11 protein-coding genes are annotated in these 11,798 nt (G+C 53.5%); 1 reads left to right on the forward strand and 10 read right to left on the reverse strand.

Annotation, left to right across the window (positions count from 1 at the left end; translation table 11 throughout):
- Positions 1–2 precede the first annotated feature (2 nt).
- From CJO09_RS08680 to alr, 10 genes are all read right to left on the reverse strand, one after another.
- Positions 3–359, reverse strand: coding sequence for a Spx/MgsR family RNA polymerase-binding regulatory protein (locus CJO09_RS08680; RefSeq protein WP_119442020.1), 357 nt, complete (start codon positions 357–359; stop codon positions 3–5).
- Entirely contained in the window at positions 356–1,159 is an 804-nt protein-coding gene (locus tag CJO09_RS08685) for an ABC transporter permease subunit (RefSeq protein WP_114421868.1), read from the reverse strand. The genes CJO09_RS08680 and CJO09_RS08685 overlap by 4 nt, the downstream gene beginning before the upstream one ends.
- Positions 1,156–2,070 (reverse strand): ABC transporter permease subunit, encoded by a 915-nt coding sequence (locus tag CJO09_RS08690; RefSeq protein WP_114421867.1) that lies wholly within the window; start codon positions 2,068–2,070, stop codon positions 1,156–1,158. The genes CJO09_RS08685 and CJO09_RS08690 overlap by 4 nt, the downstream gene beginning before the upstream one ends.
- Positions 2,067–3,197 (reverse strand): ABC transporter ATP-binding protein, encoded by a 1,131-nt coding sequence (locus tag CJO09_RS08695; protein ID WP_114421866.1) that lies wholly within the window; start codon positions 3,195–3,197, stop codon positions 2,067–2,069. Before CJO09_RS08695 ends, CJO09_RS08690 begins: the two co-directional genes overlap by 4 nt.
- A 2-nt stretch (positions 3,198–3,199) precedes the next feature.
- Complete coding sequence (locus CJO09_RS08700) at positions 3,200–4,270, reverse strand: polyamine ABC transporter substrate-binding protein (protein WP_245961294.1); 1,071 nt, start codon at positions 4,268–4,270, stop codon at positions 3,200–3,202.
- 108 nt (positions 4,271–4,378) lie between these two features.
- Positions 4,379–5,104 (reverse strand): 3-deoxy-D-manno-octulosonic acid kinase, encoded by a 726-nt coding sequence (locus tag CJO09_RS08705; RefSeq protein WP_119442022.1) that lies wholly within the window; start codon positions 5,102–5,104, stop codon positions 4,379–4,381.
- Positions 5,101–7,617, reverse strand: a complete 2,517-nt coding sequence (locus CJO09_RS08710; RefSeq protein ID WP_119442023.1) for an ABC transporter permease — start codon at positions 7,615–7,617, stop codon at positions 5,101–5,103. The genes CJO09_RS08705 and CJO09_RS08710 overlap by 4 nt, the downstream gene beginning before the upstream one ends.
- Before the next feature lie 14 nt (positions 7,618–7,631).
- Complete coding sequence (radA, locus tag CJO09_RS08715; RefSeq protein ID WP_119442024.1) at positions 7,632–8,990, reverse strand: DNA repair protein RadA; 1,359 nt, start codon at positions 8,988–8,990, stop codon at positions 7,632–7,634.
- An 11-nt stretch (positions 8,991–9,001) separates the two neighbouring features.
- The gene (locus CJO09_RS08720) at positions 9,002–9,718 is read right to left on the reverse strand and encodes an SDR family oxidoreductase (protein WP_119442025.1); all 717 of its coding nucleotides are present in this window, start codon (positions 9,716–9,718) and stop codon (positions 9,002–9,004) included.
- Positions 9,715–10,869, reverse strand: coding sequence for an alanine racemase (gene alr / locus CJO09_RS08725; protein ID WP_119442026.1), 1,155 nt, complete (start codon positions 10,867–10,869; stop codon positions 9,715–9,717). The genes CJO09_RS08720 and alr overlap by 4 nt, the downstream gene beginning before the upstream one ends.
- 78 nt (positions 10,870–10,947) lie before the next feature.
- Here alr and hpnC point away from each other — a divergent pair, with 78 nt between their 5' ends.
- A complete protein-coding gene (gene hpnC / locus CJO09_RS08730) occupies positions 10,948–11,787 on the forward strand; it encodes a squalene synthase HpnC (RefSeq protein WP_119442027.1) in 840 nt (279 codons plus the stop codon).
- Positions 11,788–11,798 lie beyond the last annotated feature (11 nt).

The raw sequence follows: 11,798 nt of genomic DNA on the forward strand, positions 1-11,798 counted from the left end.
CTTTACCCCTTTAGCTCAGCGTACTTTTTCTCGGAAAACCCCAGCACAATATTCGGCGCCAGGCCAACAGCAACGGGTCGTTTCACTAATGTTGGATGATCGGCGACAAGAGCCAGGTAGTCTTCTTGAGAGGCCGGACTTTTCTGGCTTTCCGGTAAATTTCGCCATGTCATTGAGGCCCGGTTAATGAGTTTGTCCCAACTAGCCTGACCAGCCCAGTCTTTTAAAGTCGCGGCGTCAACGGGTTGTTCACGATAATCAATAAAAGTGTACGGCACGTCATTGGCATCCAGCCATTTCATGGCTTTCACACAAGTGCTGCATTTTTTCAGCCCGTATAAAACAACGGATTCACTCATTTAGACTCCCCTCGCCATTGCAGGCGATTCGCCACAATAACGAATAGACCAACAATCAGAATAAACAACGTCGCCAACGCATTGATTTCAGGCTTCAAGCCCAGGCGAACGCGCGAAAACACCTCCAGCGGCAGCGTGGTGTAACCCGGCCCAGAAAGGAATGAAGCGATGACCACATCATCGAGCGATAAGGTGAAGGCTAACAGCCAGGCCGCCAACAACGCCGGGGCAATCAACGGCACAGTAATCAGGAAAAACACTTTCAACGGCGTGGCGCCCAGATCAAGTGCCGCTTCTTCCAGTGAACGATCAAGATCTCGAATGCGCGACTGCACGACCACGGCCACGTAAGCCACACACAAAGTGACATGCCCCACCCAAATAGTGAACATGCCGTTACCTTGCGGCCAGCCAATAAGCTGACTCATTTCCACAAACAGCAACAGCAATGAAATACCCAGCACAACCTCAGGTATCACCAAAGGAGCACTCAGCATGCCTATATACAGCGTGAAGCCCCGAAAGCGCCCCATGCGAGCCAAAACATAGCCCGCCCAGGTGCCAATAATGACTGCGGCAGTGGCAGTTAACGCCGCAATTTGCAACGACAACAACGCAGCGCTAAGTAAGGCGCGGTCATTAAATAACTCAACATACCAACGCAACGAAAAACCTGACCAGGTTGTCATTAATGAAGAATCGTTAAAAGAGAAAACCATCAGGCAGGCGATGGGCACATACAAGAAACCGTATCCCACAAACAACGCCAATGCCCTGAACCAACGATTGGGTTGAATCATTTGCGCTCACCCCCATTCATCTGGCTCATTTGATTCTTCTGGAAAATAACCAGCGGAATTAACAGAATGGCGACCATCACCACCGTAACGGCCGCTGCCATAGGCCAATCGGTATTATTGAAGAACTCCGTCCACATCACGCGCCCCATCATGAGCGTATCGGCGCCACCCAGTAGCTCTGGAATAACGTACTCCCCCACAGTGGGAATAAACACCAGCATGCCACCGGCAATCACGCCCGGTAACGACAGCGGCAGCGTGACGCTTAAAAAGGCTTTCCAGGGTTTCGCCCCCAGGTCGTAAGCGGCTTCCAACAACCGTACATCCAGCTTTACCAGGTTGGCATAGAGCGGCAAAATAAAGAACGGTAAATAGGCATAAACGAGGCCGATATAAACCGCCAGGTCGGTTCGATAAATTTCCAGCGGTTCACTAATAACGCCCAACCAGATCAAAAAGTTGTTCAGCAGGCCATCGTTGCGCAGAATCCCGACCCAGGCATAAACACGCAACAGCAATGATGTCCAGAACGGCAAAATGACCAGCACCAACAGCAGACTGCGCAAAGCGGGTTGTGAGCGGGCAATGTAATACGCCATGGGGTACCCAATAATGGCACACCATAAGGTCGTAATGGCCGCCACCTTGATTGAGTTCAGATAGGTAGCGATATAAAGGTTATCGGTAAACAACAGCGCATAGGTGTTCAGGTGCAAGCTTAAGGTAATGGCTTGATCCTGGATTTGCGCAAACGAGGTATAGGGCGGAATACCAAATCGCAAATCAGCAAAGCTGATTTTCAATACCAATAAAAACGGTACCAGCAAAAACAGACCCATCCAGATGAATGGCGGCAATATCGCCATTCGCCTGGATAAAAGCCGACGGGACCAGTCAGTAAACTTGCTCATGAGGGCAACACCGTCGCACTGTCATCGGACCAACTGACATACACTTCGTCATCAATAGCCGGCGCTTCAGTCTGAACCATCATGACGCCCGGCACGTTCGCTTCCACCATAAAACCGGAGTCCAGGCGAATTTGATAGCGCGCGTAACTGCCCATCCAGGCCACATGATTCACATGGCCATGCGCCCAGTTTCCTTCCGTTTCCGGTTGCACAACATTCACCCGAATATTCTCAGGTCGAATAGAAATATGCACATCCATACCCAAGGGCTCGCTAACCCCGTGTGCGACAACCAGCGGGCGGCTCAACTGTTCGCTTTCAATGACCACATGATCGGGCTCATCTACCACTATGGTGCCATTGAACATATTGGTTGAGCCGATGAAACCGGCGACAAAACGCGAATTGGGAAACTCATATACCTCTTGCGGCGTACCGCATTGAACAATTTGGCCCTCGGTCATGACCGCCAAACGGGATGCCATGGTCATCGCCTCTTCCTGGTCGTGCGTCACCATAATGCAAGTCACCCCCACTTGCTCCAGAATCTTCACCAGCTCAACCTGGGTTTTCTGGCGGATTTGCTTATCAAGCGCCGACATGGGCTCGTCGAGCAACAAAAGCTTTGGGCGCTTGACCAGGCTGCGTGCAAGTGCAACTCGCTGCTGCTGGCCACCCGATAATTGATTGGGTTTGCGGCGCGAATATCCCGCCATTTGCACCAGATCGAGCGCGTCAAACACGCGCTCGTGAATCTCGTGGCGTGGCACCCCCTCTTGCTTCAAACCGAACGCCACATTAGCCTCGATTGTCATGTGAGGAAACAACGCATAAGACTGAAACATCATATTCACCGGGCGTCGGTAAGGCGGTAACAATGTGATGTCTTCGTTATCCAGGAAAATACGGCCCGAAGACGGCTCCTCGAAGCCCGCCAGCATGCGCAGCAGCGTCGACTTTCCACACCCGGAACTACCCAGTAATGCAAATATTTCGTGGCGCCGTACCGACAAATTCACCGATTGAACGGCCACGGTATCGCCGAATATCTTGACGATATCTTCTACACGAACGAATTCTTCGGCATCGCCGGCCCACACTGCATTGGTATTTCGATTATCTGTCATGATCAGCGACCGGACTTAAGCTCGGCCCACATACGGGTTTGAATACGTTTGGATTTTAATGGCAAGGGCTCAATAACATACAAGGTACGCGAGACCTCGGGCGGCGGATAGATCATGGGATTGTTGGCCACCTCGGGCACAACGAATTCGCGTGCGGTTTTATTTGCATTGGGATAAAACAGTTCGTTAGTGATCGCCGCATGTACCTCCGGTGTTTCAATGTAGTTAATGAACGCCATCGCTTCGTCGAAATGCGGTGCGTCTTTAGGCACTGCCATTGTGTCGAACCAGGCCGGCGCCCCTCCTTGCGGAATGAAATACGCAATTTCGTATGGACGGTTGGCTTCTTTAGCGCGTTGGCTGGCGATCATAATGTCGCCCGAATAGCCAAAAACCAGACAAAGATCGCCGGTTGCCAACTCATCGATGTAACCCGATGAGCTGAATTGGCGAATAAAAGGGCGAATTCCCTTAAGCAGATCAAGCGCAGCGCGAAAATCTTCAGTACTGCCACTGTTCGGATCCAGCCCCAGGTAATGTAACGCCGCCGGGAACACCTGAGCCGATTCATCCAGAATGGAAATACCACACGATTGCAGCTTGCGCGCGTTCTCGGGGTCGAACAACAAATCCCAACTGTCAAGCTGCACGTCGGGCCCAAGCACTTCTTGCACACGGGTCACATTCACGCCTAAACCGTTGGTGCCATACCCCCATGGAACCAGATACTGGTTGCCCGGATCAATTTCCGACAGCAATGCCATGATGTCTGGATCGAGATGCTTCCAGTTGGGAATTTGCGATTTGTCGAGTTTGCGAAACAAGCCCGCCTGCAATTGGCGGGCCGCATAGTGCGTAGACGGCACGACAATGTCGTAACCTGATTTACCTGTTAACAATTTGGCTTGCAACGCGTCATTGCTATCGTAAACATCGTATCGCACGCGAATACCGGTTTCCCGTTCAAAACCCGGCAAGGTATCGGGTGCAGTATATTCAGCCCAGTTATAAACGTTTACAACGCGCTGCTGGGCTTGCGCGGGTAACAAGCCACACAAGCCCATGCACAACATGGCAAACGACAACAGCCCTTTCAATCGCATTGGTATTCACCCCGGCGAAATTTGAAATTGAAACGCGTGATCATAGCTTTTTTTTGGCGGCCATTCAGGACGCCGGTGCTAGGCGTAATAGGCGTTGCTTAATGCCTGCCAAAAAATGTCACCCTGAGATCCGGCTACCTTTAACAAAGAGCGACGCAAGCGAAGCAGGTTCCGTCGACGCAACGACGCAGACATTGAGCGAAAACGCCCCCGATCAAAATCGATGAGCCATACTTTTCCGCTTGGATCCAACAGAATGTTAAAGGCATTCAGATCGGCGTGCCAAACATTTGCATCATGAAATTGTTTCAAAACAGACGCAACTCGCACGGCGTTTTCGGGCTGTAATTGCATCGCTAAAGGCGCGGCATTCTCAATTCGCGCCACAACCAGCGCGGCCCTATAGCTTAAGCTCCGGCGCCAGTAACCGGCCGCCAATGGCTCAGGCACCGGCAGACCAAGACGCGTCATTTCGTGCAGCATTGTGAACTCCGCCATGGAACGGGTGGCTTGAGGCCCTTGCCAAAAATAGCGATCTGCACTTATTTTGGCAACCCAACCGCCGCGCCGATAATGGCGTAAAACAGCCGAACCGAACGGCCCTTGAACGAACCAGGCAGATTGACGCCCCCCTTTTTGTACCGCTTTAGCATGCAAACGGGGATTGTTTGGGTCGAAAAGCAAACCGTTGAATACATTGGGATCTGCGCCACCTTCTTCACCATTGGGTATTAAACTCGTTGCAAAGCGCAAACACCCTCGAGCAACAGAGATATCGATCCATGGCGTTGAACGCCCGCTCATGCCAATACCCGCAATGACGACAACGGCGGCGTATTCAATATGCCACGCAAGGCGAGCAAACCCGCCAGCAACGTTGCCAAAAGACCCAAGCCAACCCCCAGTGCCCAGGGCCACCAGGAAAAAATAAAATCAATCGATAATACGTAGTGTGCCAAAAGGGCCGCGACAGACACCGCCCCTGCAGCCGCCAGCAAACCCGATAATCCACCCAATAGCAACAGCTCAATTCTCATCGAACGACGCAGTTGCCCGGCATTGGCACCTAACATGCGTAAAACGGCCACCTCATGAAGGCGCTCCTCGCGAGTGGCGAAAAACGCGGTTGCCAAAACCAACACACCAGCCAGCAAGGTAAACACAAAAAGAATCTGGACGGCTCGAATAACCTGATCGAGAATCCGCTGCACTTGCGCCAACATAACGCCCACGTCAAAAACCGTAATGTTCGGGAAAGCCTGCACAAGCTCTTGCATCAACCCGGCCCGGGCAGGAGGCAGATAAAAGGAAGTCAGATAAGACGCTGGCTTATCCGCCAACACGGACTCCGACATCAACGCAAAGAAATTCACATCAAATGAATCCCACTTCACTTCCCGCAGACTGGTAACGCGAACATTCACCAGTTCTCCGGCAATATCGAATTGCAACTGATCTCCGACTTTCAGGCCCAGCGTTTGTGCTACCTCATCCTCCAGAGACACTTCGGCTTTGGCCGGATCAAGCCATTGCCCACTGACAATACGATTACTGTCGGGCAAGTTGTCACGATACGATAAATTGAATTCACGCTCAGACAAACGCCGCGCACGACCGCTTTCAAATTGATCCGGACCAACCGCCGAACCGTTGATTGCTACCAAACGCCCTCGTATCATGGGGGCCAGTGCCTCATTGACCAAACCCTGTTCCCGCAGCATGGCCTGCACGTCATTAGCCTGATCAGGCTGAATGTTGATAAGGAAAGTATTCGGTGCGTCGGCCGGCACGGTATTTTGCCATCCTTGCAATAAATCAGTGCGTGTAATAGTCAGCAACAACAAGACCATCAGGCCTAGCGACAATGCACTAACCTGTGCAACCGTTAAGCTACGACGACGCGCCAGCCCTGCAAGGGCAAATCGCAGTATAGAAGGAGCGCCGGCATAATGGCGCAAACGTTCCAGCAGCCATAGCCCTAGCCAGGAAAGTGCCACGAAAAGCACAAGTGCCGCAAGAAAACCACCTACAACCGTGAACGTAAGGCGCGCATCACCCGACACCCAATACGTTAGCCCTACAAACGCCGACAAGCCCGACAAGTACGCTAGACTGCGATAGGAACTAAAACGGGGGGCTTGATCACGCAGCACCCGGGCGGGCGACACACGCCCCAATTCGAACAGCGGCGCCAGTGCAAAACCCAAAAGCAAAATCAGCCCCGCTATTGCGCCTTGTAGAGCCGGCCCCCATGAAGCCGACGGCAATACCGTGTTGAATACTGACGCGATCGTCATGACCAATAGCAAATGAACGGCGTAACCGACGACAACACCAATTGAAGAAGCACATGCTGCAAGCAGCACAAACTCACTGCACAACAACCCACGCAACTGACTTGCGCTACCCCCCAGGCAACGCATAACGGCAAACCCATTTTGATGTCGAAGCTGAAAACGCCTCGTCGCCAATGCAACCGCAACCGCCGCGATCATGACGGCAAGCAATGCAACCAACAACAAGAATTGCTGCGCTCGTTGAAGCGAACTACGAATTTCGGGGCGCGCCTCATCGATACTTTTCAAGCGTTGCCCCCGCTCAAGACGGGGTGTCAACCACGCCTGAAAGGCCTCAACGTCAGATGGCGAGCCTGCCGCCAACAAGCCATAACGGGCACGGCTACCCAAACCCAGCAAACCGCTGGCATCAAGATCAAGCGTACTCATCATGATTCGAGGCGCCACATTGACAAACTGCACGCCGCGGTCAGGTTCGTAGGTAATGACACCGGCAATTGTTAATTGCAGATTACCAAGCCCGACTTCATCGCCAATGTTTAAATTCAGCAGACCCAAAATTTGGGGATCGACCCAAGCCTGGCCCGACGCAGGTGCCGCGGAAGCGATTTCTGAAGGGCCATTTGCACTCGTACGCAACGTTAACCCGGGCACCAAAGGATAATCGGGCGAAACCGCTTTCACCGAAGCCAGCTTTAACCCCGCTTGGGCACTGGCCATTGACGGAAACGACACCGTCTGGGCAACACGAAGCCCAAAATCGGTGGCTTGTGATTTTATTTGTGTGGAAATCGGTGAGTCGGCCTCCAGTGCCAAATCTCCGCCGAGCATTTGAGTGGTATTGCGCCCCAGAGCCTGACTCACGCGATCAGTAAGGAATCCCACACTACTGATGGCCGCCACGGCGACAATCAGCGCCATGACGATCATTCGTAGTTCCCCCGAACGCCAATCTCTGATCAACGATCGATAACCCTGCCCAAAACCGGACAACCACCCGGCGCGACGCAATCCCACCATGCTTCTGACCTTTTCTATGTTTCCCGCAACCGGGAAATTGCTTCATCAATGCGATCAACCGCCCAAATTTCCAGACCCTCGATGGGTTGACGCGGCGCATTGGCACGAGGGATCAACGCCTTGCCAAACCCCAGCTTGGCTGCTTCACGCAAACGTTCCTGCCCGCGAGGCGCCGGACGGATTTCCCCCGCCAGCCCCACCTCTCCAAACACCACCAGTCCGTCGGGCAACGGTCGATTACGCAACGAGGACAAAATCGCCAGCAAAACCGGCAAATCGGCGGCAGGCTCGGTGATTTTGACTCCCCCCACCGCATTGACGAACACATCCTGGTCGTGCGTAGCCACCCCTGCATGCCGGTGCAGAACCGCCAGCAACATGGCTAACCGCGTACTTTCCAGACCTACGCTCAAACGTCGCGGACTGGAGATATGGGTTGTATCTACTAATGCCTGAATTTCAACCAATAGCGGGCGCGACCCTTCCTGGGTGGCCATGATGCAAGTACCGGCAACCGCCCCGTTGTGACGTGATAAGAACAACGCCGACGGGTTGCTGACACCTTTCAAGCCTTTGTCGGTCATGGCAAACACACCCAGCTCGTTCACGGCACCGAAGCGGTTTTTGAACGCCCTCACCAAACGATAAGCCGAATGCGTGTCGCCTTCGAAGTAAAGCACGGAATCAACAATATGTTCCAGCACACGCGGACCCGCTAACGCACCTTCCTTGGTAACGTGGCCAATGAGCACCAGTGTTGTACCGGTTTGTTTGGCTAAGCGCGTTAATTGCGCCGCACATTCCCGCACCTGCGATACAGACCCCGGCGCCGCCGACAACTCTGCACAATACAACGTTTGAATTGAGTCGATGACCGCAACTTTCGGACGCGCCTGGGTTAACGTAGTCATAATGGCGTCGAGACGAATTTCCGCCAGCAAATTCACTTTTCCCGTTTCCAGCTCGAGACGGCGCGCACGCAAAGCAACCTGCTCCGCAGACTCCTCGCCCGTAACATACAAAACCGGGACATTGCGCGACAAAGAGGCCAGGGTTTGGAGTAGCAAAGTAGACTTGCCGATTCCCGGATCGCCCCCGATAAGCACCACCCCGCCGGGCACCAGGCCGCCACCCAGCACGCGATCAAACTCGTTAATGCCTGTGGGTTGACGCGGCAACTCACGCGCCTCGATGTCCGACAGCGCCTGGACCGGACTGGCGCCGGCCAATGGAGCGAACCGATGTGCGTCGGCCGGCGTTTGAACCACTTCGTCCAGGGTGTTCCAGGCGTTGCAATGGGGGCACTTACCCTCCCACTTCAATGAGGTGCCGCCGCACTCCGAGCAAACATAGGTACGTTTTGTTTTTGCCATGCGTGCCCCGATTAACGCCCGGCCACGCTGCTGCCCCCGTCGACACCCAGAATCTGGCCGGTGATAAAGCCGGCGTCATCCGACAGCAGAAACTGCACGGCCGCTGCGACGTCGGACGGCTGCCCCAGGCGACGCAGGGGCACTGAACTTAGCGCACGTGCTTCAGCCTCGCTGCCAACCGGGTTGTGCTCTCGAAATGTGTGGGTTTCCACCGCGCCGGGAGACACTGCGTTTGAGGTAATTCCGTATTCCGCCAGTTCCAGCGCCCAGGTTTTCGTACAGGCAATAAGCGCATTCTTGGCGGCGGCAAAACTCGTTTGATTGGCCGAACCATGCGCTGCCGTACCGCAAATATTAATAATGCGCCCTTCACGGCGTGCCTTCATAGAGCCGACGAAAGCCTGTGTAACCTGAACCGCCACCCGCACAATGAGATCATAAACGCTGTACAACGACTCGAGCTCAACTTCACCCAAAGGCTCCGCCCGAATACCGCCTACGTTGTTTACCACGCCATCAATGGGATATTTTTCACGTATGACGCGCAAAACCTCTTCGGTTTCACCTGCGTTCGACAAATCGCAAGCATATAGGTAACCGGGAAAATCAATATCATTCACATGGCGCGCCAAGCCCACTACATGACACCCCTGATCAGCCAGGCGCTGGCTAATAGCCCAACCAATCCCTCGTGTCGCGCCCGTAACAAGTACACATTTATCTTTCACTGGCCGTCCTTTTCCAAATTACTTTCGACAACGATTCTGGCAACCCTTGGTGCCACTGCGCATAATAGCTCGTAACCGATCGTACCGGCGGCTTGTGCCACCTCGTCAACCGAAGGCCCGTTTTCGCCCCATAGAACGACCGGGCTTCCTACAACCGAACCAGGTATATTGGTTAGATCAACCGCCAGCATATCCATGGACACCCGACCCAGCAAACGGGTTCGCACACCGGCAACGCAAACCGGGGTGCCGGTGGTGGCATGGCGCGGATAACCGTCGGCGTAACCACAAGCGACAATACCAACCATCATTGGTTTAGACGCTCTGAACATTTGACCGTACCCTACTCCTTCCCCCGACTCGACGCGGCGTACACTGATGAGCTCTGAGCTAAGCGTCATGGCCGGCTTTAAACCCAGCGCATCGGCACTTTGACTTACAAACGGCGTGGAACCATACAGACAGATACCGGGCCGCACCCATTGTGCGTTTGTATCCGGCAAAGCCTGCCAAACAGACGGCGTAAGCGTTGCTGCGGAGTTGCAAACACTATCAGGCCCCGGTAAACCTTGCGTCATGCGTAGGTACTCCGCAAGCTGTTCTCCGGTGTAAGCACTGACTTCATCAGCTCGCGCAAAATGGGTCATTTTCCCAAGTTGAGCCAAACGGCCGCGGCTGCGCAACTGCTGCGCCTGCGCCCATGCCGCCCCAAACTCGGCCGGCTCGAAACCCAACCGATTCATCCCGGTATCAAGTTTAATAAAAGCATTTAACGCGTACGCTGGCGCAGAATGCTCCAACATAAGCAATTGCTCACGGCAATGCAACGTCGCGTCCAGCTTGTATTGTTCATACAAGGGAATATCGCTTGGCTTAAAAAAGCCTTCAAGCATAAGAATAGGCCCCTGCCATCCCAACTCACGGCATTGAATGGCCTCATCAAGGTCGAGCATCGCCAGGCCATCGGCCTGACTGAACGCATGAACCGCATTGGTAATCCCATGGCCATAAGCATTGGCCTTGATCACCGCCCACACGAAAGGTCTTTTGCGGTTATTCTGACTACTGATACTATTAAGTTGGTGTGTAACCACACCTAAATTGTGACGTAATGACGGCAGAGATATCGTTGCCGTAATCGGACGTGGCATAACTTCCCCCTAATACCGAAAGTCTAATCCAACTCCGGTCGGTTCGCTCGGCCACTTGTAAAATTTGTCAACGACATTATGCCGGTCGACCACTACGAAAACTTTCCGGTTGCTTCTTTGCTCGTGCCACGGCATTTGCGACCCGCAGTAATCAATATTTACCGATTTGCGCGCAGCGCAGACGATATCGCTGATGAGGGCAATGCAAACGCAGAAACACGACTGGTTCAATTAAACGCTTACCGCCGGCAGTTAAGCGCCATTCAGGAAGACGCATGCCCCCTTAGCGCATCAGATCCTTTAGCCGGCATCTTTCTTCCCTTGAAAAAGACAATTCAGACTCATCAACTGTCTATTGAGCCTTTTTTTGATCTCCTTTCGGCATTTTCGCAGGATGTTCAAAAAACGCGTTACGCCGACGATCAAGAGTTACTCGACTATTGTTCACGCTCAGCCAATCCGGTGGGCAGGCTGATGTTGCAGCTGTACCAGGCCGATAACCCTGCCAACCGCTCCCTTTCCGACGCAATTTGCACCGGCTTGCAACTCACCAATTTCTGGCAAGACGTGGCGATCGACTGGCGTAAGGAACGTGTCTATTTACCGCAAAGTGCCATGCAATCATGCGGCGTCACCGAAACCCACATTGCTGAAGGTCGCTGCGACGAGGCCTGGCAAGAGCTGATGCAAGAGCGCACCCAACAAGCTCGCTCCATGCTAAATAGCGGCTTCCCACTGGTGCACAATGTAGGGGGCCGCCTGGGTCTGGAACTAAAGTTCGTCATTCTGGGGGGCCTGCGCATACTTGAGCGCCTGGAACAATTAAACTACAACGTATTTAGCCGGCGTCCTACTCTGAACAAGGGCGACTGGATCCTTTTACTTGGCCGCGCCATAAGCCGCCGGGCCTCTACCTGACACCATTATTT

This window comes from Neopusillimonas maritima (assembly GCF_003576595.1).
In the GTDB taxonomy this organism is placed as follows: Bacteria; Pseudomonadota; Gammaproteobacteria; order Burkholderiales; family Burkholderiaceae_B; genus Neopusillimonas; species Neopusillimonas maritima.

Bases quoted from the DNA above. Each gene is read 5' to 3' on its own strand.
- CJO09_RS08680 (WP_119442020.1), bottom strand. From the start codon at position 359: ATGAGTGAATCCGTTGTTTTATACGGGCTGAAAAAATGCAGCACTTGT.
- CJO09_RS08685 (WP_114421868.1), bottom strand. From the start codon at position 1,159: ATGATTCAACCCAATCGTTGGTTCAGGGCATTGGCGTTGTTTGTGGGA.
- CJO09_RS08690 (WP_114421867.1), bottom strand. From the start codon at position 2,070: ATGAGCAAGTTTACTGACTGGTCCCGTCGGCTTTTATCCAGGCGAATG.
- CJO09_RS08695 (WP_114421866.1), bottom strand. From the start codon at position 3,197: ATGACAGATAATCGAAATACCAATGCAGTGTGGGCCGGCGATGCCGAA.
- CJO09_RS08700 (WP_245961294.1), bottom strand. From the start codon at position 4,270: ATGTTGTGCATGGGCTTGTGTGGCTTGTTACCCGCGCAAGCCCAGCAG.
- CJO09_RS08705 (WP_119442022.1), bottom strand. From the start codon at position 5,104: ATGAGCGGGCGTTCAACGCCATGGATCGATATCTCTGTTGCTCGAGGG.
- CJO09_RS08710 (WP_119442023.1), bottom strand. From the start codon at position 7,617: ATGGTGGGATTGCGTCGCGCCGGGTGGTTGTCCGGTTTTGGGCAGGGT.
- radA (WP_119442024.1), bottom strand. From the start codon at position 8,990: ATGGCAAAAACAAAACGTACCTATGTTTGCTCGGAGTGCGGCGGCACC.
- alr (WP_119442026.1), bottom strand. From the start codon at position 10,869: ATGCCACGTCCGATTACGGCAACGATATCTCTGCCGTCATTACGTCAC.
- hpnC (WP_119442027.1), top strand. From the start codon at position 10,948: ATGCCGGTCGACCACTACGAAAACTTTCCGGTTGCTTCTTTGCTCGTG.